The sequence below is a fragment of the Flavimobilis marinus genome, from assembly GCF_900113055.1.
GTDB lineage: Bacteria > Actinomycetota > Actinomycetes > Actinomycetales > Cellulomonadaceae > Flavimobilis > Flavimobilis marinus.
Genome location: NZ_FONZ01000003.1, coordinates 300,609 through 321,735, shown reverse-complemented (window position 1 = coordinate 321,735; position 21,127 = coordinate 300,609). Strand labels below are relative to the sequence as shown.

The 21,127-nt window shown below is 72.9% G+C and carries 15 protein-coding genes; 11 read left to right on the top strand and 4 right to left on the bottom strand.

Translation table 11 applies throughout. The features are described from left to right. Positions 1 to 208: 208 nt before the first annotated feature. Together BMZ30_RS10170 and BMZ30_RS10165 are read right to left on the bottom strand one after the other, a co-directional pair. Complete coding sequence (locus BMZ30_RS10170) at positions 209 to 1,972, bottom strand: hypothetical protein (protein WP_093378189.1); 1,764 nt, start codon at positions 1,970 to 1,972, stop codon at positions 209 to 211. Continuing rightward, a complete protein-coding gene (locus tag BMZ30_RS10165) occupies positions 1,969 to 2,520 on the bottom strand; it encodes an RNA polymerase sigma factor (RefSeq protein ID WP_093378186.1) in 552 nt (183 codons plus the stop codon). The genes BMZ30_RS10170 and BMZ30_RS10165 overlap by 4 nt, the downstream gene beginning before the upstream one ends. A 239-nt stretch (positions 2,521 to 2,759) precedes the next feature. Between BMZ30_RS10165 and BMZ30_RS10160 the strand changes: the two genes are divergently transcribed. The 7 genes from BMZ30_RS10160 to topA all read left to right on the top strand — a co-directional run bounded on the left by BMZ30_RS10160 (position 2,760) and on the right by topA (position 12,852). Continuing rightward, positions 2,760 to 5,063 carry a sodium-translocating pyrophosphatase gene (locus BMZ30_RS10160; protein ID WP_093378184.1) on the top strand — a complete coding sequence of 768 codons (2,304 nt, stop codon included), beginning with the start codon at positions 2,760 to 2,762 and terminating at the stop codon, positions 5,061 to 5,063. 91 nt (positions 5,064 to 5,154) lie between these two features. After that, positions 5,155 to 5,601 carry a hypothetical protein gene (locus BMZ30_RS10155; protein ID WP_093378181.1) on the top strand — a complete coding sequence of 149 codons (447 nt, stop codon included), beginning with the start codon at positions 5,155 to 5,157 and terminating at the stop codon, positions 5,599 to 5,601. 96 nt (positions 5,602 to 5,697) lie between these two features. Beyond that, positions 5,698 to 6,570: a hypothetical protein gene (locus tag BMZ30_RS10150; protein ID WP_093378178.1), complete on the top strand. Its 873-nt coding sequence runs from the start codon at positions 5,698 to 5,700 to the stop codon at positions 6,568 to 6,570. Positions 6,571 to 6,644: 74 nt separating this feature from the next. Next, positions 6,645 to 8,228 carry a DUF7059 domain-containing protein gene (locus BMZ30_RS10145; protein ID WP_093378176.1) on the top strand — a complete coding sequence of 528 codons (1,584 nt, stop codon included), beginning with the start codon at positions 6,645 to 6,647 and terminating at the stop codon, positions 8,226 to 8,228. After that, positions 8,225 to 8,935 (top strand): endonuclease/exonuclease/phosphatase family protein, encoded by a 711-nt coding sequence (locus tag BMZ30_RS10140; protein ID WP_093378173.1) that lies wholly within the window; start codon positions 8,225 to 8,227, stop codon positions 8,933 to 8,935. The genes BMZ30_RS10145 and BMZ30_RS10140 overlap by 4 nt, the downstream gene beginning before the upstream one ends. A gap of 35 nt (positions 8,936 to 8,970) precedes the next feature. Further along, positions 8,971 to 10,005, top strand: a complete 1,035-nt coding sequence (locus tag BMZ30_RS10135; protein WP_229828719.1) for a phosphatase PAP2 family protein — start codon at positions 8,971 to 8,973, stop codon at positions 10,003 to 10,005. Positions 10,006 to 10,119: 114 nt separating this feature from the next. Beyond that, the gene (gene topA, locus BMZ30_RS10130; RefSeq protein ID WP_093378171.1) at positions 10,120 to 12,852 is read left to right on the top strand and encodes a type I DNA topoisomerase; all 2,733 of its coding nucleotides are present in this window, start codon (positions 10,120 to 10,122) and stop codon (positions 12,850 to 12,852) included. A gap of 114 nt (positions 12,853 to 12,966) precedes the next feature. Here topA and BMZ30_RS10125 read toward each other — a convergent pair whose 3' ends face one another. Continuing rightward, a complete protein-coding gene (locus BMZ30_RS10125) occupies positions 12,967 to 15,510 on the bottom strand; it encodes an ABC transporter permease (RefSeq protein ID WP_093378168.1) in 2,544 nt (847 codons plus the stop codon). Then, positions 15,510 to 16,277: an ABC transporter ATP-binding protein gene (locus BMZ30_RS10120; RefSeq protein ID WP_093378166.1), complete on the bottom strand. Its 768-nt coding sequence runs from the start codon at positions 16,275 to 16,277 to the stop codon at positions 15,510 to 15,512. The genes BMZ30_RS10125 and BMZ30_RS10120 overlap by 1 nt, the downstream gene beginning before the upstream one ends. A 148-nt stretch (positions 16,278 to 16,425) precedes the next feature. On the opposite strand from BMZ30_RS10120, the gene BMZ30_RS10115 reads away from it, so the two are divergent. The 4 genes from BMZ30_RS10115 to BMZ30_RS10100 all read left to right on the top strand — a co-directional run bounded on the left by BMZ30_RS10115 (position 16,426) and on the right by BMZ30_RS10100 (position 21,085). Continuing rightward, positions 16,426 to 17,475, top strand: coding sequence for a Gfo/Idh/MocA family protein (locus BMZ30_RS10115; RefSeq protein ID WP_093378163.1), 1,050 nt, complete (start codon positions 16,426 to 16,428; stop codon positions 17,473 to 17,475). 38 nt (positions 17,476 to 17,513) lie between these two features. After that, positions 17,514 to 18,194 carry a dTMP kinase gene (gene tmk / locus BMZ30_RS10110; RefSeq protein ID WP_093378161.1) on the top strand — a complete coding sequence of 227 codons (681 nt, stop codon included), beginning with the start codon at positions 17,514 to 17,516 and terminating at the stop codon, positions 18,192 to 18,194. Further along, positions 18,191 to 19,333, top strand: coding sequence for a DNA polymerase III subunit delta' (locus BMZ30_RS10105; RefSeq protein ID WP_093378159.1), 1,143 nt, complete (start codon positions 18,191 to 18,193; stop codon positions 19,331 to 19,333). The genes tmk and BMZ30_RS10105 overlap by 4 nt, the downstream gene beginning before the upstream one ends. Positions 19,334 to 19,477: 144 nt before the next feature. Beyond that, a complete protein-coding gene (locus tag BMZ30_RS10100) occupies positions 19,478 to 21,085 on the top strand; it encodes an alpha/beta hydrolase (RefSeq protein ID WP_229828721.1) in 1,608 nt (535 codons plus the stop codon). Positions 21,086 to 21,127: the final 42 nt, after the last annotated feature.

Below are 21,127 nucleotides of genomic sequence, written 5' to 3'. Positions count from 1 at the left end.
CGCGATTCTGCGCGGATCGACAATGGAGCTGTCGATCCGCGCAGAATCGTCGGGCGCCGGACGACGAACGGCGGTGGTGCTTGCGCACCACCGCCGTTCGTGCCCCCGCAGCCCCCTGCGGTTGCCCCCTGCTACCCCCTGCAGCGCCCCCTGCTGCCCCCTGCTCCTGACAGGTCCCACCGGCCGTGGCCGGTACCCCCGGGACCTGTCAGTGGTTGATGGTCACCTCGCCGAGTCGCGCAACGGCGTGGTGCTTCTCGTTCACGGAGGTCGCGGAGCCGCTGGCGTTCTGCCGCTCCTTGACGTAGGTGTCCAGGTAGCCCCACACCTCGTAGGTTCCGGGGGGGAGCGCCTCGATTGCCGACCGGCCGCAGTGCACGGTCGTGGCCGTGACCTCCAGCTCGAAGCTCTCCCTTGGCGCGACCGAGAAGTCCTTCGCGTCGGCCTCGACGTAGGGCTCGATGCTCACGACGCGCCCGTCCTGGACGAGCACCGCGGGGACCGACGTCGAGCTGTTCCCCAGCAGGGTGTCGCGGGTCGTGTTCGTCACCATCCCGGCCGCCGTGATCCAGTCCGGCTTGGTGGGATCAGCGACCTTGACCCCGGGGATCTCGAGGACCGTCTCGATCCCGAAGGTGTCCTCGGCCTCGTCTGGCACGGCCGCCCCGCACATCGGGAACTCGGCATCCGGGTCGAGCTCCGGCAGCGCCGCGTTGCTCACGCCCTCGCCTGACGCGTCGCCGGCGATCGTGATCTCGTGCGGCCCGCTGATCGCCTGGGTCTGCGTCCCGGCGATCAACGTGGTCGCCGGGTCCGCGAACTCCGTGATGATGTACAGCGAGTAGTCACCCGGGGCGACCGGGTCGCCCGCGCAGTCCGCAGACGGCAGTCCCGGGAAGTGACCGTCGCCGTAGGCCTGGCCACCAGGGATCTCGACGACGTAGGGCATCACCGCGACCTCGGTCGAGGCCACGACCTTGCCGCCACGCACCAGGTACGTCTCGATCCCGTCGATCGCGAAGTTCGCCGGGGAGTCCGTGGCGTTGAACAGGTCGACGCGCAGCGCCCGGGAGTCACCAGCCACGGCCGGCCCCTGCGGCAGGGTCACGTCCAGGTGGATGGGGTCGACCCAGCGCGGGACCTCGGACACCTCGTCGTCGCACTGCAGCGCCATCATGCTGCCCGGGGTCTCGGAGGCGCCGACCTCGAGGAGCCACGGCCCGCCGACGACCTGGGTCGCTGCCGGCTCGCCGCCGGTCGCGCCGACCTGCGCGTCGAGGATCGCGTAGGCCTCGTACTGACCGTCCGCGATCGGCTCGCCGTCGCACGGGTCCGGCAGCGTCGCCGTCACGGGGACGGCCCCGCCGGGCTCGACTGTCGGCTCGGTGTACGGCTCGGGCGTCATGCCCGGACCGGCGACCACCACGCCGTCCTTGACTAGCACCACGGTCGCGTAACCGGTCGAGCCGACCGTGACCGTCTCCTCGCCGTCGTTGAGCACCATGAGCGGGATCAGCTCCGACAGGGTGACGTCCGTGGCGAACGGTGCGTCCCCGGGCCGCGATGCCGAGAGCATCATCCCGTCCTCGTCGAGGTGGGCCTGGCTGACGAGCCGCACGTCGCCGGCCGCCCAGTCGCCGGGGACGGCCGCGCCACAGAGCGGGAATGCGCCAGAGGTGGGCTCCGCCGTCGCGACGGAGGTCGTCGCCGGGGCGATCGCACCTCCGCCGGTCCCGACGTTCTGCGCGATGACCACACCGCCGACGCCGACAGCCGCCACGCAGACCGCCGCGACCATGCCCTGGCGGGCGTTGCGGCGTCGGCGCACGGCCGTCGCACGGCGCCGGACACCGATCAGGAACTCGTCGTCGGGCGCGGAGCCCGCCAGCCGCGACGCCGCAGCGTCGTCGGCGATGGCCCGCAGGATCTCGGGCAGGTCGTCGGGGCGTGAACCCCCGTGGTGCTGAGTCATCGCGAACCTCCGGTCATGAGCACATCAAGGTCTTCGAGGTGCGCTGCCGGCAGGGGGCCGAGGACCGCCTCGAGGCGGCTCACGGCGTCGTGCAGGTAGCGCTTGACGGTTCCTGTGCTCAGGGACAGGTGCTCCGCGATCTGCGGGATGGTCAGATCGTCGTAGAACCGCAGGATCACGCACGCCCGCTCCCGCGGGGCCAGGATCGACAGGGCACGCTGGGCGTCGACCCGTGCGGCGACATGGTCGGTCGTGGCCACGTCCGACACGGGCTGCTCCGGCGCGGTGGCCACCAGGTGGCGCACGGCCGCCCAGCGGTTCCGACGTCGGAACCCGTCGAGGTACGTGTTCAGGATCGCCTTGCGCACGTACGACTCACCGGCCATGACGTTCTCCAGGCGCCGACCCCGCGAGAACACGGCGACCAGCGCGTCCTGCACCAGGTCCTCGGCCTCCCGCAGGTCCTGGCACAGCAGGTACGCGTACGCGGTGAGCGCCCGTCTGCGTGTGCGGACCAGGTCGTCCAGCACCTGTTCCCATCCAGTCATCGCCCGTCCCCGTCCACGAATCCCCTGAGCTTTCAGTATTGCCGTCACCCACCAAGACGAACGGGGACGCGAAAAGGTTGGGGCCGGATCGTGACCCCCTGGCGCGTGGGGGAGGAATGGGTAGACTTCCGGCCAACCCGGACGACGACGGGGTCGACCGGGCCTCTCACGTCGCTGCCGCGTGTGCTCGCACACGTCCGGGGCCGGCGCACAGGGGACCGATGCGTCGAGGAGGACGTATGCAGGAGCTCGGAACCACCAGTCTCGTGATCGTCGGGGTCATCGCCGTCCTCGCGCTGGCCGCCCTGGGGGTGGCCGTGGTGCTGCGGCGCCAGGTGCTCGCCGCGGGCGACGGCACCGCGTCCATGCAGGGGATCGCGCAGGCGATCCAGGAGGGTGCCTCGGCGTACCTCAACCGCCAGTTCCGCACGCTCGCCCTGTTCGTCGTCATCGTCTTCGCCCTCCTCTTCCTGCTGCCCGGCGACGGTGGCGTGCGGATCGGGCGGTCCGTGGCGTTCGTGTTCGGCGCCGCGTTCTCCGCAGCCATCGGCTACCTCGGCATGTGGCTCGCCGTGCGCGCCAACCTCCGCGTCGCGGCAGCGGCCCAGGCCGCCGGCCCCGTGGACGCGCGCCGCACCGAGGGTGCGCGCATCGCCTTCCGCACCGGCGGCGTCGTCGGCATGAGCGTCGTCGGGCTCGGCCTGCTCGGCGCGACCCTCGTCGTCCTCGTCTACCGGGCCGAGGCGCCCGCGGTGCTCGAGGGCTTCGGGTTCGGCGCAGCGCTGCTGGCGATGTTCATGCGCGTGGGCGGCGGGATCTTCACCAAGGCCGCCGACGTCGGGGCGGACCTCGTGGGGAAGGTCGAGCAGGGCATCCCGGAGGACGACCCCCGCAACGCCGCGACCATCGCGGACAACGTCGGCGACAACGTCGGTGACTGCGCCGGCATGGCCGCGGACCTCTTCGAGTCCTACGCGGTGATGCTCGTCGCCGCGCTCATCCTCGGCAAGGCGGTGTTCGGCGAGCAGGGGTTGATCTTCCCGCTGATCGTCACGGCGATCGGCGCGCTCGTCGCGGTGCTCGGCGTGGCCATCACCAAGGTGCGCGCGGGCGAGAGCGGTCTGACCGCGATCTACCGCGGCTTCTACATCTCCGCGCTCGTCGGTGCCCTGCTCGCCGCCGCGGCCGCGTTCCTCTACCTGCCCAGCAGCTTCGCGGACATCGAGGGTGTCAGCGCCGAGCTGCGCGACGCCGCCGGCGACCCGCGCCTGGTGACGAGCGGCGCGGTCGTGATCGGTGTCGTCCTGGCCGGCGTGATCCTCGCGGTCACGGGCTACTTCACGGGCACGACGTCGAAGCCCACCCTGCACGTGGCGCGGACCTCCCAGACGGGGGCGGCCACCGTGGTGCTGTCGGGCATCGGTGTCGGCTTCGAGTCCGCCGTGTACACGGCCGGGATCATCGCGGCCGCGATCTGCGGCGCGTTCCTCCTCGCCGGCGGGTCCGTCTGGCTGTCGCTGTTCCTCGTGGCGCTCGCGGGCTGCGGGCTGCTGACCACCGTGGGCGTGATCGTCGCGATGGACACGTTCGGGCCCGTGAGCGACAACGCCCAGGGCATCGCGGAGATGAGCGGCGACGTGGATGCCGAGGGTGCGCAGATCCTCACCGAGCTCGACGCGGTGGGCAACACCACCAAGGCCATCACCAAGGGCATCGCGATCGCGACCGCCGTCCTGGCGGCCACCGCGCTGTTCGGGTCCTATGCCGACGCTGTGGGAACTGCGCTGGTCTCCGCGGGCACGGCCGGCACCGGCGGGATCGTCGACGCGTTGCTGAGCTTCCAGGTGATCTCGCCCGTGACCCTCGTCGGGATCATCCTCGGCGGCGCGACCGTCTTCCTGTTCTCCGGGCTGGCGATCGACGCCGTGACGCGCGCCGCCGGGGCGATCGTGTTCGAGGTCCGGCGCCAGTTCCGCGAGCACCCGGGCATCATGACCGGCGAGGTCCGGCCCGAGTACGGCCGCGTGGTGGACATCTGCACCAAGGACTCGCTGCGCGAGCTCGCCACCCCCGGGCTCCTCGCGGCCTTCGCGCCGATCGCCGTCGGGTTCGGGCTCGGCGTCGGCCCCCTGGCCGGGTTCCTCGCCGGCGCGATCGGCACCGGGGTCCTCATGGCCGTGTTCCTCGCCAACGCCGGCGGGGCGTGGGACAACGCGAAGAAGATCGTCGAGGACGGGGCGTACGGCGGCAAGGGATCGGCGGCCCACGAGGCCGTGGTCATCGGGGACACCGTGGGGGACCCGTTCAAGGACACGGCCGGCCCCGCGATCAACCCGCTGATCAAGGTGATGAACCTCGTGGCCGTGCTCATCGCCCCCGCGGTCGTCGCGATGAGCGTGCCCGAGGACGCGAACCACGTGCTGCGGATCGGCATCGCGCTCGCGGCGGCGGCCATCGCGTTCGGCGCCGTGATCCACTCGCGGCTGCGGGCCGCGCGCGTCGACCACGAGGCACGCCTGGAGCACGAGGTCGGCCTCGTGTGAGTCGCTCCGCGTCGCAGGCGCGGCGAGGCCCTCGCGCGACCGGCTGTGGATGCCGGTCGCGCGATTCGCCCGGTTGCGGGAGGATGCCAGCGTGATCAACCGAACCCAGCGCCCGCGGCGCGTCTTCACGTCCATCGTCCTGTCGACCGTCCTCGTCGGCGGCCTCGCCTCGTGCTCGAGCGACGCGAGCATCGAGAAGTTCTGCGAGGAGGGCTCGGCGCTGGGCGAGGGCCCCGACGTCGACGCCGGCTCCGACCCCGACGCCGTCATGGAGGCCACGCGGGCCGTCATCGACGACGCGAAGAAGGTCGAGGCGCCCGACGAGATCAAGGACGACTGGAAGGTCACCCTCGACGGCTTCTCCGAGTACGTGGGGGCGTTCGACGGCGTGGACCTGAGCGACGAGGAGGCGACCCTCAAGGCCTCGGAGACCGCGTTCGCGGCCCTCGAGGACCCCGAGTTCACCGCTGCGACGGAGCGCGTGTCGACGTTCGTCGACGAGAACTGCACCGAGGAGTCGGCGTCGCCCACCGAGTGAACCGGTAGGTTGACCCGCGTGCGCGAGGGGTTCGCGCACACCAGCAGCGACGCTCGACCGCCTCGGGCGGCGGGCACACGAACAAGGGGATGACGCATGGCCGCACGATTCAACCCGGCTCCTGGTTGGCCGGTCCCGCCCGAGGGCTGGGTCCCGCCTGAGGGATGGCAGCCCGACCCGACCTGGCCGCCCGCGCCCGAGGGCTGGCAGTTCTGGGTCGAGGACGGCGCCGGCGCAGCGGCCGGGCCGGCCACCGCGGCGATGCCCGCCGTCCCGCCGGCGCACGGCGGTGCCCAGCCTGGCGCGCAGCCCGGCGGCCCTGGCTCGGTCCCGCCCGCGCAGTACGCGACGTACCAGCAGTGGGGCGACGAGTCGAAGCCCAAGAAGAACAACCTGGTGTGGATCATCCCCGTCGCCGTGATCGTGCTGCTGGGCGTGGTGTTCGGGGCGCTCGCGCTGTCGGGCGTGTTCGGCGACGACGACGAGCCCACCGCGGCCACCACGCGCACGGCGACGCCGACGCCGTCGGCCGAGCCGACGACACCCGAGGCCTCGCCGACGCCGTCGACCGAGCCGTCCCCGTCCGTGGAAGCCTCCCCGGACGCGCCCTCGGACGCGCCGACGGTCTCCGACGACCCGTTGACCCCAGCGTTCTGCGAGGCCAACAACTCGGTCGCCATGGAGAACGGTGAGGCCATCATGGCCGCGACCGCGGGCGAGTACGTCGAGCACATGAGCAACGTGCTCGAGACCATGGAGACCATGGTTCCGCCGGCCGAGCTCGCGGACGCCTGGGCGTTCAACATGCAGTACACGCGAGACTCGATCGAGTACTTCCGCAGCATCGACCCGGCGACGAACAACTTCGAGGCCCAGGTCCAGTTCATGACCGAGAGCGGCGTGGACCAGCTCGAGCTGAACGAGCGCGCGTCGCAGATCCAGAGCTTCGTCATGACGAACTGCTTCTGACGAGCACTCCGCAGGGGGCGTCCGGCACACCGCCGGGCGCCCCCTCGCCGTCTCCCACCCCCGCAAGGAGCACCGTGAGCACCGCCGCACCCCTCGTCCTGGACCCGGCCCTGATCGCCCGGCTCGCCGCCGACCTGCGCGCGGCGCGCTACGACGTCGGCTCCGTCCAGGAGCTGCTCGGCCCGCTGGCCTTCGCCGCCCTGGACCGTGAGGAGTCGGTGCCGGCGCGTCGCGTCGTCGACGCCCTGGTCTCGGCCGAGCCGGACGGGTCGGCCGACGAGCGCCTGGCCGTCGTCGTCGCCGCGTTCCTCCTGGGGCACCAGGTGCCGTTCGCCGCGCTGGCGGCCGCCCTGCCGACGCTCGGCGTCGACGGCGCGGCGCACCTCGGCCTCGTCACGGTGGCGGGCAGCAGTGCCGATCCCGCGGTGGACCTGCGTCCCTACGCGGCCGACGACGCCTCGGGGCACGCGGACTGGTGGCTGGCGTCCGACCTCGGTGAGATGTCGACCGGCCGCGCCCTGCGCCCCGACCACGTGCTCGGTGCCGGCGGCGCGTCCCTGACCCTCGCGCAGGTGACCGTGCGCGGGGAGGCCGCGCGGGTGCTCGACCTGGGCACGGGGTGCGGCATCCAGGCGATGCACGCCTCGCGCCATGCGGGGCACGTCGTCGCGACGGACATCTCGGCGCGGGCGCTGGCGTTCGCCCGCTTCAACGCGGTCCTCAACGGCCTGACCGTGGAGGTCCGCGAGGGGTCGATGCTCGAACCCGTGGCGGGTGAGCAGTTCGACCTCGTCGTCTCCAACCCGCCGTTCGTGATCACGCCCCGGCGGCCGGACGTCGCGCTGTACGAGTACCGCGACGGGGGCCGCTCGGGCGACGACGTCGTGCGGGACCTCGTGCTCGGCGTCGGGCAGGTGCTTGCGCCCGGGGGCGTGGCCCAGATGCTCGGCAACTGGGAGCACCGGCGCGGGCAGGACTGGACCGAGCGCGTCGGCGCGTGGCTCGACGAGGCCGGCCTCGACGGCTGGGTGGTGCAGCGCGAGGTGCTGGACCCGGCGCAGTACGCCGAGACGTGGATCAGGGACGGCGGCACCACGCCCGACCGCGACCCGGACGGCTGGGCCGCGGCCTACGGCGCCTGGCTCGACGACCTCGCCTCGCGCGACGTCGAGGCGGTCGGCTTCGGCATCCTCACGCTGCGTCGCCCGGCGGACGGGCGCGTGAGCCTCCGGCGGCTCGAGGAGCACACCGGGTCGGTGCACCAGCCGCTCGGAGGCCACATCGCCCAGAGCCTCGCGGCCCATGACTGGCTCGAGGCCCGGTCCGACGCCGCGCTGCTCGCCGAGCGCCTCGTCGTCGCCCCCGACGTCACGGACGAGCGGTTCTTCACCCCCGGCACGGACGACCCGAACGTCATCATCCTGCGCCAGGGCGGCGGCTTCGGGCGCGCCGTGCACGCCTCGACGGCGCTCGCGGCGCTCGTGGGTGCGTGCGACGGGGAGCTCACGGTCGGGCAGATCGTCGACGCGATCGCCACGATCTTCGACGTGCCGGTGACCGACCTCGCCGCGGAGCTGGTGCCGGCAGTCCGCGGCCTCACGCGAGACCTCTTCCTCACCCCGGCACCCGGAGGGCCTGCCGCGGAGGTCGCCGGGTGAGGGTGCTCAGCTACAACGTCAAGGGCCTGCAGCTCGACCGTGACGCGATCGTCGCCGTGATCCGGTCCGCCGATCCGGACGTGCTGCTGCTCCAGGAAGCGCCGCGCGGGCCGTGGGGGCCGCGCCGCACGCGCCGGCTCGCCCGTGACGTCGGCCTGGTCGCCGTGGTCGCCGGCTGGCGGGGGCGCGGGGCCGCGATCGCCGTGCGCCCCGAGCTTGCCCCGCACGTCGCGCAGGCGCGGGGCGTGGTCATCGAGTCGCGCCTCGCGCGGTTCCGCCGCGGCTGGCCCACGCCGCGCGGCTACGCCGTCGTCCGCCTGCGTGCTCCCGGGCAGGAGCCGACGACGTTCGCGTCCGTGCATATGTCCGCGCTCCCCGCGCAGCGGGCGCGGCACCTGCCGGCCTACCGTCGCCTCGTCGGGACCGGGGCGGAGCGGCTCGTCCTCGGCGGGGACCTCAACGAGAACCCGGGCGGGCCGACGTGGGTCGCGCTGTGCCCGCCGCTGCGTGACGCCTCCCCGGACAACACCGACAAGACCATGCCCGCGCGCACCCCGCGGCACCGGCTCGACGCCTTCCTCGTCGGTCCCCAGATCGCACCCGGCCACGTCGCGGTGCTCGGCGGCGCGCTCGTCGAGCGGGCCAGCGATCACCGTCCCGTGCTCATGACGCTCACCGAACCACCACACACGTCCCCCCATCCCTGACTGCGCGGCGCAGGACGCTGCCCTACCGTGAGTGCGTGACCTACGAACCCGAGCCCCGCACGGAGCCGGTGCCGACCGCGCGCACGCCGATCGAGCCGCCGCGCACAGCGCCCCTGCCGGTGGTCCGGCCCGGCCAGCACGCCGCGCCCGCGGCCGACGGCATCGCACGCCGTGGGGAGGGTATCGGCGGCGTGATCGCCGACCCTCCAGCCCGGCACAGCGTGCGCGGGTGGCCGCGGCTGCTCGCGCTCGTCGTCGCGCTCGCCGGCGCCACCGGGCTCGTGGCGTGCTGGCGTCTGATCGTCGGCACGGCGCGCGGCCAGACGTGGGACGAGTCGGCGTACGCCGGGGCGCTCTACGGTCGCAACACGCTGTGGCGCCTCGCGGAGCCGGTGCTCGACGTCGTCTCGGTGGGTTTCGTCGTCGTCGTGCTGGGGGCGGCAGCGCTGATCGCCCTCGCGCGCCGACGCTGGGGCCTCGTGCTCCAGGTGGCCGTGCTCGTGGGTGGCGCCAATGTGACGACGCAGCTGCTCAAGCACCAGCTGCTGGAACGCCCCGAGCTGGGCGTGGCGACCGAGAACGTGCGCAACACCCTGCCGTCGGGCCACACCACGGTCGGCGCCTCGGTGTCCATCGCGCTGCTGCTGGTCGTCCCGCGGCGGCTGCGCCCGCTCGTCGCGCTGCTCGGCGCGACGTACACGGTGCTGACCGGCATCTCCACGTTGGTGGGGCAGTGGCACCGGCCCAGCGACGTGCTCGCGGCGCTGTTCGTCGTGCTCGCGTGGGCGGGCCTCGTGCTCGCGCTGACCCCGCGCAGCGGCCTCGACCGCGACGGCACCCACGGCACCGCGGGCACCGCCGTCGCGACCACCCTCCTGGTCGTCGCGTTCGCCGTCAGCGCGGCCCTGGCCTACGGCGCGCTCAGCGGCGCGCTCACCTGGGGCGCGGAGCCCGAGACCCGCGACTACCTGTCCGCCGGGGCGCTCGTGGCTGCCGTCACCGCGGCGGTGTTCGGGCTGGTGCTGCTCGTGCGCCAGGCGACGGCCCGGGGCGCCGCCCTGCACCGCTGACGTCCGCCGCGACGGGGCCCGGCTGTGGGCCGCGAGGGGCCGTCTCGACTCATCATCTACCCTGGCACGGACGGGCCTCGTCCGGCTCGTCCGTCAGAAGGAAGCAGGCAACGCATGTCCGCAGGTCGCAAGCTCGTCATCGTGGAGTCGCCCGCCAAGGCGCGCACGATCGCGTCGTATCTCGGCGCCGAGTACGAGGTCGAGGCGAGCGTTGGGCACATCCGTGACCTGCCTCAGCCCTCGGAGCTGCCGGCTGACATGAAGAAGGGACCCTTCGGGAAGTTCGCGGTCGACGTCGACAACGGCTTCACGCCGTACTACGAGGTCTACGGGGACAAGAAGAAGAAGGTCAGCGAGCTCAAGCGCCTGCTCAAGGACGCCGACGAGCTCTACCTCGCGACCGATGAGGACCGCGAGGGCGAGGCCATCGCGTGGCACCTGCTCGAGGCCCTCAAGCCCAAGGTCCCCGTCAAGCGCATGGTGTTCCACGAGATCACCCGCGAAGCCATCCAGCGCGCGCTGGAGAACACCCGCGACCTCGACGACCGCCTCGTCGACGCGCAGGAGACCCGCCGCATCCTCGACCGCCTCTACGGCTACGAGGTCTCGCCGGTGCTGTGGCGCAAGGTCCGCCAGGGCCTGAGCGCCGGGCGCGTGCAGTCGGTCGCCACCCGCCTCGTGGTGGAGCGCGAGCGCGAGCGCATGGCCTTCGTGACGGCTGAGTACTGGGACGTCACCGGGCAGTTCACCACCGCCGCGACGGCCACCGAGGCCGGCACGAGCTGGTTCTCCGCACGCCTGTCCCAGGTGGACGGCGCCCGCGTGGCCACGGGCCGCGACTTCGACGACGCCGGTCAGCTCAAGTCGAGCGGGATCACGCACCTCGACGAGGCCGCGGCGCGCGTCGTCGTCGCCGCGATCGAGGGACAGCAGGCCGAGGTCCGCAGCCTCGAGACCAAGCCGTACACCCGCCGCCCGGCCGCACCGTTCACGACGTCGACGCTCCAGCAGGAGGCGTCCCGCAAGCTCCGCATGAGCTCGCGCCAGACCATGCGCACGGCGCAGGGCCTGTACGAGAACGGCTACATCACCTACATGCGTACGGACTCGCCGGTCCTGTCGACCCAGGCGATCGACGCCGCGCGACGCCAGGCAGCCGAGCTGTACGGCTCGGAGTTCGTGCCGGAGAAGCCCCGCGTGTACGCCTCGAAGAGCAAGGGCGCCCAGGAGGCCCACGAGGCGATCCGTCCCGCGGGCGACTCGTTCCGCACGCCCGCGCAGGTCGCCGGCCAGCTCTCGGGCGACCAGTTCAAGCTGTACGAGCTCATCTGGAAGCGCACGGTCGCCTCCCAGATGGCCGACGCCCGCGGCTCGACCGCCTCGGTCAAGCTCGCCGTGGCGGGCACCCGCGCGGACGGCTCCGCGCTCGAGGCCCTGTTCTCGGCGTCGGGCACGGTCATCACGTTCCGCGGGTTCCTCGCGGCCTACGAGGAGGGCCGGGACACCGAGCGCTACTCGGAGGACGCCGCCGCGAAGGCCGAGGAGGCGCGCCTGCCGGAGATGGCGCAGGGCCAGGCCATGGCGGTGCGCGACCTGGAGGCGGACGGCCATGCGACGTCGGCGCCCCCGCGCTACACCGAGGCGAGCCTGGTCAAGGCGCTCGAAGAGCGCGGCATCGGCCGTCCCTCGACGTACGCCTCGACGATCTCCACCATCCAGGACCGCGGCTACGTGCTCAACCGCGGCCAGGCGCTCGTGCCGAGCTGGCTCGCGTTCGCCGTCGTGCGCCTGCTGGAGGAGCACTTCGACAAGCTGGTCGACTACGACTTCACGGCCGCGATGGAGGCCGACCTCGACCAGATCGCGGCCGGGACCCGGGACCGCACGGCGTGGCTGAGCCAGTTCTACTTCGGTGAGGGCAAGGCCGACGACGACGGGCTGCGCGGCCTGGTTGCGAACCTCGGCGACATCGACGCCCGGGAGATCAACTCGATCGACATCGGCGAGGGCATCCAGCTGCGCGTCGGACGCTACGGCCCGTACGTCGAGGACCTGCGCGCCGAGGTCGCCGAGGGCGAGAACCCGCCGCGCGCGTCGGTGCCGGACGAGGTCGCGCCGGACGAGCTGACGGTCGCCAAGGCGCGCGAGCTGCTCGCCACGCAGACCGACGGCGACCGCGAGCTCGGCGTCGACCCGGACAGCGGGCACATGATCGTCGCGAAGGCGGGGCGCTACGGCCCGTACGTCACGGAGATCCTGCCGGAGCCTGAGCTCGAGGAGGGCCTGAGCGCCGCGGCCAAGAAGCGCGCGCTCGCCGCCCTGCCGAAGCCCCGCACGGCGTCGTTGTTCAAGACGATGGACCCGGCGACCGTGACCCTCGAGGACGCGCTGCGGCTGCTGTCGCTCCCGCGCGTCGTGGGCGTGGACCCGGAGTCCGGCAACGAGATCACGGCGCAGAACGGCCGCTACGGCCCGTACCTGAAGAAGGGCACGGACTCGCGGACGATCGCGTCGGAGGAGGCGCTGTTCACGACGACGCTCGAGGAGGCGCTGGCGATCTACGCGCAGCCCAAGCGCGGCCGCGGGGCCACGGCGACGCCGCCGCTCAAGGAGCTCGGCGAGGACCCGACGTCGGGCAAGCCCATCGTCATCAAGGACGGGCGCTTCGGCCCGTACGTGACCGACGGCGTGACCAACCGGACGCTGCCGAAGGACGCCTCGATCGAGTCGGTGACCCGCGAGCAGGCGATCGACCTCCTGGCGGAGAAGCGCGCCAAGTCCCCAGCCAAGAAGAAGCCGGCCGCCAAGAAGGCAGCCCCCAAGAAGCCGGCCCCCGCCAAGAAGTAACCCCCACCCCACCCCCTCTTCCGCTGAGTGCGTGATTTTGGCGGTGTTTCCGACCGGAAACACCGCCAAAATCACGCACTCAGCGTTTGGGTGGGGGGAGAGGGGGGGGGGGGGTTACTCCGCGGCCAGGCCTTGCAGGACTGGCTGGCGGGTGGCGCGCCAGGCCGGCCAGAGGCTGGCGAACAGGCCGATGATCGCGGCGAGCACCACCATCCCGAGCAGGGTGCCCCACGGGATCACCAGGTCGGTGAGCCCGGAGTCCGCCAGCACGGCCGGGAGCGCTGTGGCGATCCCCACCCCCACGCCGACGCCGAGGATCGTGCCGAACACCGCGGTCAGGACCGACTCGATCGCGACCATCCCGGCGAGCTGCAGGCGCCCCAGGCCGACGGCTCGGAGCAGGGCGATCTCGCGCGTCCGCTCGATGATCGACAGCGCGAGCGTGTTCACGATCCCGAGCACCGCGATCACGACGGACAGCCCGAGCAGCGCGTAGATCACGGCGAGCATGCCGTTGATCTGCCCGGCCAGCCGGTCCACGAGGTCGTCGGCGTCGAGCACCGACAGCACGTAGTACGGCTTGACGACCTCGGCGAGGTCCGCCCGCAGCGCGTCCGGCGTGACGCCGTCGGCGGCCGTGACGAAGACCGCGGCGAGCTGCCCCTGCCCGGCCGGGATGACGTCGTCGAACAACGCCTGGGGGATGAAGACCTGGGCGAAGAGTGCCTGCACCGTGACGATGCCGCCGATCCGTACCTCGTCGCCGTCCGGGCCGAGCGGGATCGTGTCGCCCAGAACCCAGCCCTGGTCCTCGGCGAAGTCCCGGGTCACGAGCACCTCGCCGTCGGCGATCGACGCGACGTCGCCCTCGTGCACCTTCGCGGCGATCGACTCCGTGAACAGGGTGTCGCTCACGCCGACGACGGTGGTCGGGTCCTTGGCGTCGGGCAACGTCGTGATGCCGAACGAGATCGGGTCGACCAGGCGGGCGCTGTCGAGCTCCTCGATGCCCTCGAGCACCGGTCCGGGCAGCACGGCCGGTCCCTGGACCAGGAAGTCCGCCTTGAGGTCGGAGCTGATCATGGACTCGATCGACGTGGTCGCCGAGGCCGCCACGATGCTCGCCGCGCTCACCAGCGTCATGCCGATCATGAGGGCGCCCGCCGTGCTGGCCGTACGGCGCGGGTTGCGCACCACGTTCCCGCGCGCCAGGGCACCGAGCGGCTTGGCTCCCGCGACGACCGGAGCCGCCAGGGCCGTGACCGCCGGGCGAGCCAGCGACGGCGCGAGCACGAGGACACCGACGACCAGCAGCGCGGCCCCGATCCCGAGGAACGTCCCCGCACCGTCGACGGCGTCCCCCTCGACGGTCTTCGCGAGGCCCGCGTACGCCACGAGGGCGCCGCCGACCACGGCGAGGACGGCCCCGACGATGCCGCGCAGCCGCAGGCCGCGCTCGCTCGGAGCATCGCCGCGCATCGCCACGACCGGCGGCGTCAGGGCGGCGCGCCGGGCCGGGATGGCCGCCGCCACGACGCTGACGACGATGCCGATCAGCAGGGAGACGACGACGGTGTCCGTGGACAGCTCGACCGAGCCGGACAGCTCCATGCCGAAGTTTCCGAGGAGCGCGGCCAGGCCGGCGGCGAGCCCGAGCCCGGCGGCGATCCCGACGACGGACCCGAGCAGTCCGATGACGAGGGCCTGCACGAGGATCGAGACGAACACCTGACCCGGGGAGGCGCCGACGGCGCGGAGCATCGCGAACTCGCGCATCCGCTCCCGGACGCTCATCGCGAAGGTGTTGGTGATGAGGAACGCGCCGACGAACACGGACACGGCGGCGAAGGTCAGCAGGAAGACCTGGATGAACCCGAGCACCATGTCGATCTGCTCGCCGAACTCCTCGCGCAGCACCTCGCCGGTGATGACCTCGAGGCCGGGCGTGCCGGCGAGGCGCTCGGCGAGGGCGTCGCGGAGCTCGGTCTCGGAGACGCCGTCCTCGGCGAACACGGCGATCGTCGAGACGGTGCCCTCGGGGGCGTAGAGCTCGGCGGCGACCTCCGGGTCGAGCCCGACGAGGATCGCGCCTGCGGCCGAGGTACCGAAGTCGAGCTCGCCGGACACCGTGACCTGCTCGATCGCGTCGCGGATGACGACGGTGGTCTGGTCGCCGACCTGCAGCCCGGAGGCCTCGAGCGCACCGGTCTCGAGCGCGATCTCCCCGCGCTCGGGCAGCTCGCCGTCGATGAGGGTGAGGCTCGGGTCGTCCGGGAACAGGCCGATCCCCGCGGACGGGGCGCCCGAGGTGGACACCGCGGCGCCGTCCGCGCCGACGAGGACCAGCGCGCCGCTGTAGTCGGGGATGGCCGAGGCCACCCCGGGGACGTCCGCGACGTCGTCGGCCAGCGTGGCCGGGATGCGCTCGCGGGTCGAGGTGCCGCCGAACTCGTCCATGCTCGCGGTGCCGTCGTCGGTGCCGCGCAGGTACGCCTGCCCCGCCGCGGCACCGTCGACGATGCCGTCGAAGGTGCTCGCGAGGATCGCCCGGAGCGAGTAGGTGCCGGCCACGAACGCGACGCCCAGGGCGACGGCGAGCACGGCGAGCGCGAACCGCACGAAGTGGCTGCGGATCCCCCGCAGCGCGACGCGCAGCATCAGGCGTCCGGCGCGAGGCCGGCGAGCGCCTCGAGGATGGTCTCGTGCGTGGGGTCGGCGATGTCGCCGGCGATGCGCCCGTCGGCGAGGAACACGACCCGGTGGGCGTACGACGCCGAGCGGGGGTCGTGCGTGACCATCACGACGGTCTGACCGAGGTCCTCGACGGAGCGGCGCAGGAATGCCAGCACCTCGCCGGCGGAGTGGGAGTCGAGGTTGCCGGTGGGCTCGTCGGCGAACACGACCGCCGGGCGGGACACGAGCGCGCGGGCGCACGCGACGCGCTGCTGCTGGCCACCCGAGAGCTCGTCCGGCTTGTGCTTGAGTCGGTCGCCGAGGCCGACGGCGGCCACGACCTCGTCGAACCACGCTCGGTCCACGGGCCGCCGCGCGATGTCGAGGGGCAGCGTGATGTTCTCGGCGGCCGTCAGCGTGGGGATGAGGTTGAACGACTGGAAGATGAAGCCGAGGTCCGTGCGGCGCAGGCGCGTGAGCTCGCGCTGCTTCATCCGCCCGATCTCCTTGGCGCCCACCATGACGGTGCCGGAGGTGGCGGTGTCGAGGCCCGCCATGCAGTGCATGAGGGTGGACTTGCCCGAGCCCGAGGGGCCCATGATCGCGGTGAACTTCCCGGCGGCGAAGTCGATGTCGACCCCGTCGAGGGCGTGCACGGCGGTGGGGCCGGAGCCGTAGGTCTTCACCAGGGCGCGCGCCCAGGCGGCGGCCCCGGGCGCGTCAGCAGGAGCAGTGGTGGCAGGCAGCGACATCGTGTGTCCGTTCGCGATGAGGGGGAGAAGACGTGAGGTACGCCACGAGCGTGGCACGGTCGCCCGCCCAGGGGAATCAGGGTGGTCCCTGATCCGCACCCTGAACCGTCCCAGCCCAGGTGGGCGGGGGTGCGCTAGCGTGAGTTTCATGAGCGACGACGCCCTCTCCCAGCCGACGACCGCCCCCACCTTCGTCGGGACCGTGCCGGACCCCGCCTCGGCCCCCCCGATCCGCTGGGGCATCCTCGGTGCCGGGAACATCGCCGGCAGCTTCGCGAGCGCGGTGCAGGCCGCGACGCGCGCGCAGGTCGTCGCCGTCGGCTCCCGGGACCGGGTGCGCGGTGAGCGGTTCGCCAGCGCGCACGGGATCCCGACGACGCACATCGGCTACGAGGAGCTCGTCGCGGATCCCCAGCTCGACGCTCTCTACATCGCGACGCCGCACTCGCAGCACCGCGACCAGGCGCTGCTGGCGATCGCCGCTGGCAAGCACCTGCTGGTCGAGAAGTCGTTCACGCGCAATGCGGCGGAGGCCCGCGAGGTGTTCGACGCCGCCCGCGCCGCCGGCACGTTCGTCATGGAGGCCATGTGGACGCGCTTCCTGCCGCACGTCGCCGCGCTGCGTTCGGTGATCGCCTCGGGCGCGATCGGCGACGTCGTCAACGTCTCGGCCGACCACGGCCAGCTGTTCGACTACAACCCCACGAGCCGCCTGTTCGACCCGGCGCTCGCGGGCGGCGCGCTGCTGGACCTCGGCGTCTACCCGGTCTCGTTCGCCCACGACATCCTCGGCAAGCCCGACGCCGTCGCCGCGGTCGGGGCGCTCACGGACACGGGCGTCGACGGCCAGATCTCCATGGTCCTGTCCTACGGAGCGCGGACGCAGGCGACGCTCTCGACCACCCTCTGGTCACGCACCCCGACGGTCGCCCTGATCTCCGGGTCGGCGGGGCGCATCGAGGTGGCGGGCAGCTTCTACGGGCCCACCTCGTTCCGCGTCGTGCTGAACGACGGCGGCTCGTGGACCTACGACCGTCCTGCGGCCAAGGGGCTCCAGTACGAGGCCGCCGAGGTCGCGCGCTGCCTGGCCGAGGGGCGCACCGAGAGCGCGCGCATGCCGTGGCAGGACACCATCGACGTCCTGGAGACCATGGACGAGGTCCGCCGCCAGGTGGGGGTCGCATACCCGGGGGAGTGACGGCCCGGCGTGTGGGCGCCCGCCGTTAGGGTGGGCGCGTGACCTTCTCGACGACGCCGCGCGCGTCCTCCTCCGGCATCTTCGTGTCCTTCGAGGGCGGCGACGGCGCCGGCAAGTCGACGCAGATCAGCCTCCTCGCGGACTGGTTCACGCGCGCGGGGCACGAGGTCGTCGTCGGTCACGAGCCCGGCGGGACCGAGATGGGGCAGACGCTGCGCCAGCTGGTCCTGCACGGGGAGGACATGTCCCCGCGCACGGAGGCGCTGCTGTACGCCGCGGACCGCGCGCACCACGCGTCGACCGTGATCCGTCCCGCCCTGGAGCGCGGGGCGGTCATGATCACCGACCGCTACCTGGACTCGTCGGTCGCCTACCAGGGCGGTGGCCGTGACCTGTCGGCCGACGACGTCGAGGGCCTCTCCCTCTGGGCCACCCAGGGCCTGCTCCCGCACGTGACGATCCTGCTCGACCTCGACCCGGTGGTCGGCGTCGGTCGGGTGGGGCGGAGCCTGGACCGGCTCGAGAGCGCGGGCGCGGAGTTCCACGAGCGGACGCGGCAGGCGTACCTCGGGCGGGCGGCAGCGCACCCGGACCGGATCGTCGTCGTCGACGCCGCGGGGTCGGTCGAGGAGGTCCACGCCAAGGTCGTCGCGGCGGTCGCGGAGCGGCTCGCGCTGGACGTCCCGGCGTCGGTCGCCGTCGTGGACCCCGGCGCATGACGGACGTGTGGACCGACGTCGTCGGGCAGGAGTCCGCGGTCGACGTGCTGCGGGGTGCGGCGGCGAGCGACCACGCCATGACGCACGCCTGGCTGATCACGGGCCCGCCCGGGTCGGGGCGCACGAACGCGGCGCAGGCGTTCGCGGCCGCGCTGCAGTGCCGGGGTGAGGACGCGGCGGCCGACGCGCAGGCGGTGCGCTCGGTGCTCGCCGGTACGCACCCGGACGTCACGGTCGTCGCCACGGACAAGGTCGTCATCGCGATCGACGACGTGCGCGACCTCATCGGGGTCGCGCAGCGGGCGCCGTCGCAGGGCCGGTGGCGCGTGATCATCATCGAGGACGCGGACCGCATGGTGGAGCGCACCTCGAACGTGCTGCTCAAGGCGATCGAGGAGCCGCCGCCGCGCACCGTGTGGGTGCTGTGCGCCCCGAGCCCCCAGGACGTCGTCGTGACCATCCGCTCGCGCTGCCGCAAGGTCGCGCTGCGCGTCCCGCCGGTCGACGCGGTCGCGGACCTCCTCGCGCGCCGGGACGGGATCGACCGCGAGGTCGCGCTGACGGCGGCGCACGCGGCGCAGAGCCACATCGGGCTGGCGCGGCGGCTCGCGCGGGACGCCGGCGCGCGGGACCGTCGCAGCCGGGTGCTGCGCGTCGCGGGGGGCATCCGCTCGGTCCAGGACGCGGTGCTGGCCGCCGGGGAGCTGCTGGAGCTCGCGCAGGCGGAGTCGGCGTCGTCGACCGACGAGCGCAACGCGGCGGAGAAGGCGGAGCTGCTGCGCGGCCTCGGCGTCGACGACGGCCAGACGGTGCCGCCCAACCTGCGCGCGCAGGTGCGCCAGCTCGAGGAGGACCAGAAGCGTCGCGCCCGCCGGGCCGAGCGCGACGGCCTCGACCGGATGATGGTGGACCTGCTGTCGCTGTACCGCGACGTCCTCGTGCTCCAGCTCGGCTCGGACGTGGACCCGGTCAACGGCGGTGCCGCCGAGCTCGTGGCGTCCCTCGCCGAGGAGACGACCGCGGAGCAGACGCTGCGGCGCATGGACGCGATCGGCGAGGCCCGCACCCGGCTTGAGGGCAACGTCGCCCCGCTGCTGGCGGTCGAGGCGATGGCGATCGCCCTGCGCCCCCAGGGCTGAGCGTGGCGCTCGGCCGCCCGGTCCCGGCCCGCGTGCCAGCACACTCTGGCTCGGCTGACCCGAGCGGGAGTGTGCTCGCACGGCTCGTCGTCGGCGGGCGCGGACGACTGAGCCGCCGCGCGCACCATTGGATACCTTTGGATCGTGCTGATCCGCCGGTCGTCCTCCGTGTCCCTCTCCCGTCGACCCGGGCGGGGGGCAGCGCGTGCGTCCGCCGTCGGCCTCGCCCTCGTCCTGCTCGCGGGGTGCAGCGGTGACGACACCCCCGTGGTGACCCGCACGGGGACGGATGCCCCGACGTCGGACACCACCGAGCCGGGAACGCCGAACCCGGGGCCGCTGGTGCCCGACGGGATCGACGAGGCCCTGGTCCCGTTCTACTCCCAGCAGATCGCCTGGCAGGCCTGCGGTGACCGCGAGTGCGCGACGGTGGAGGCCCCGCTCGACTGGGCGGACGCCGGGGCGGGCAGCACGCGGCTCGCGCTCGAGCGCGCGGTCGCCGAGGGGGAGGCGCAGGGCTCGCTCCTGATCAATCCGGGCGGTCCCGGCAGCTCGGGCATCGACTTCCTCGACTACGGCGTGAGCCTGATCAGCCCGGAGGTCCGTGAGCAGTTCCACGTCGTCGGCTTCGATCCCCGGGGTGTCGCGGCGTCGGACGGCGTGGCGTGCCTGGACGACGCCGCCAAGGACGCGGCGCTGTCCAAGGACTACGACTACTCCTCGCCCGAGGACCTCGCCGAGCTCGAGGCCGACGCGACCGCGTACGGCGAGGCCTGCCTCGAGAAGACGGGCGAGCTCCTGGGCCACGTCGACACCCAGAGCGCCGCGAAGGACATGGACCTGATCCGCGCGCTCGTCGGAGACGAGAAGCTCAACTACCTCGGATACTCCTACGGCACCCAGCTCGGGGCCGCGTACGCGGGCCAGTTCCCGGACCGCGTCGGGCGGCTCGTGCTCGACGGCGCCGTGGACATCACGCTCGACGCCGACGAGTCCAGCCTGCAGCAGGCTCAGGGCTTCGAGCGGGCGCTGCGCGCGTACGTCACGGACTGCCAGGCGAACGAGGAGAACTGTCCCCTCACGGGCTCGGTCGACGACGGCCTCGCGCAGATCAAGGCGCTCGTCGACGCCGCGTACGAGAACCCGCTGCCCACCGACTCCGGCCGTGAGCTGACTCAGACGCTCGCCTTCTACGGCATCGCCGTGACCCTGTACAACGACTCCAGCTGGCCGATGCTCACGGACGCGCTGGCGGGGGCGATCGGTGAGGGTGACGGCACGTACCTGCTGTATCTCGCGGACGTCTACAACGACCGCCAGGCCGACGGCACCTTCGCGTCGAACTCGAGCGAGGCCTTCCGGGCGATCGGCTGCCTCGACGGTCGGGGCAACTCCGACCCGGCGCACATGGCCGCCGAGGCCGAGAAGATCCGCGAGGCTGCGCCGACGCTGGGCGAGTCGTTCGGGTACGGCGCGCTGCTGTGCAAGAACTGGCCCGTCCCCGCCGCCGAGGTCACCTATGACATCTCCGCGCCGGGTGCGGCGCCCATCGTCGTGATCGGCACGACCAACGACCCTGCGACGCCCTACGAGTGGTCGCAGGCGCTCGCCAAGACCCTCGAGTCCGCGGTCCTCGTGACGTGGGAGGGCGAGGGGCACACCGCCTATGGCCGCTCCAACGAGTGCATCACCGTGGCCGTCGACCAGTACCTGCTCGAGGGCACGGTCCCGCAGGACGGGCTGCAGTGCTGACGTTCCCGCGCTCGGTTTGGAACCCGGCCGATCGCTGGGTAG

What these genes read in the sequence shown, in the direction of transcription:
- BMZ30_RS10170 (WP_093378189.1), bottom strand. Translation starts at nt 1,972, where the DNA reads ATGACTCAGCACCACGGGGGTTCACGCCCCGACGACCTGCCCGAGATC.
- BMZ30_RS10165 (WP_093378186.1), bottom strand. Translation starts at nt 2,520, where the DNA reads ATGACTGGATGGGAACAGGTGCTGGACGACCTGGTCCGCACACGCAGA.
- BMZ30_RS10160 (WP_093378184.1), top strand. Translation starts at nt 2,760, where the DNA reads ATGCAGGAGCTCGGAACCACCAGTCTCGTGATCGTCGGGGTCATCGCC.
- BMZ30_RS10150 (WP_093378178.1), top strand. Translation starts at nt 5,698, where the DNA reads ATGGCCGCACGATTCAACCCGGCTCCTGGTTGGCCGGTCCCGCCCGAG.
- topA (WP_093378171.1), top strand. Translation starts at nt 10,120, where the DNA reads ATGTCCGCAGGTCGCAAGCTCGTCATCGTGGAGTCGCCCGCCAAGGCG.
- BMZ30_RS10125 (WP_093378168.1), bottom strand. Translation starts at nt 15,510, where the DNA reads ATGCTGCGCGTCGCGCTGCGGGGGATCCGCAGCCACTTCGTGCGGTTC.
- BMZ30_RS10120 (WP_093378166.1), bottom strand. Translation starts at nt 16,277, where the DNA reads ATGTCGCTGCCTGCCACCACTGCTCCTGCTGACGCGCCCGGGGCCGCC.
- BMZ30_RS10115 (WP_093378163.1), top strand. Translation starts at nt 16,426, where the DNA reads ATGAGCGACGACGCCCTCTCCCAGCCGACGACCGCCCCCACCTTCGTC.
- BMZ30_RS10105 (WP_093378159.1), top strand. Translation starts at nt 18,191, where the DNA reads ATGACGGACGTGTGGACCGACGTCGTCGGGCAGGAGTCCGCGGTCGAC.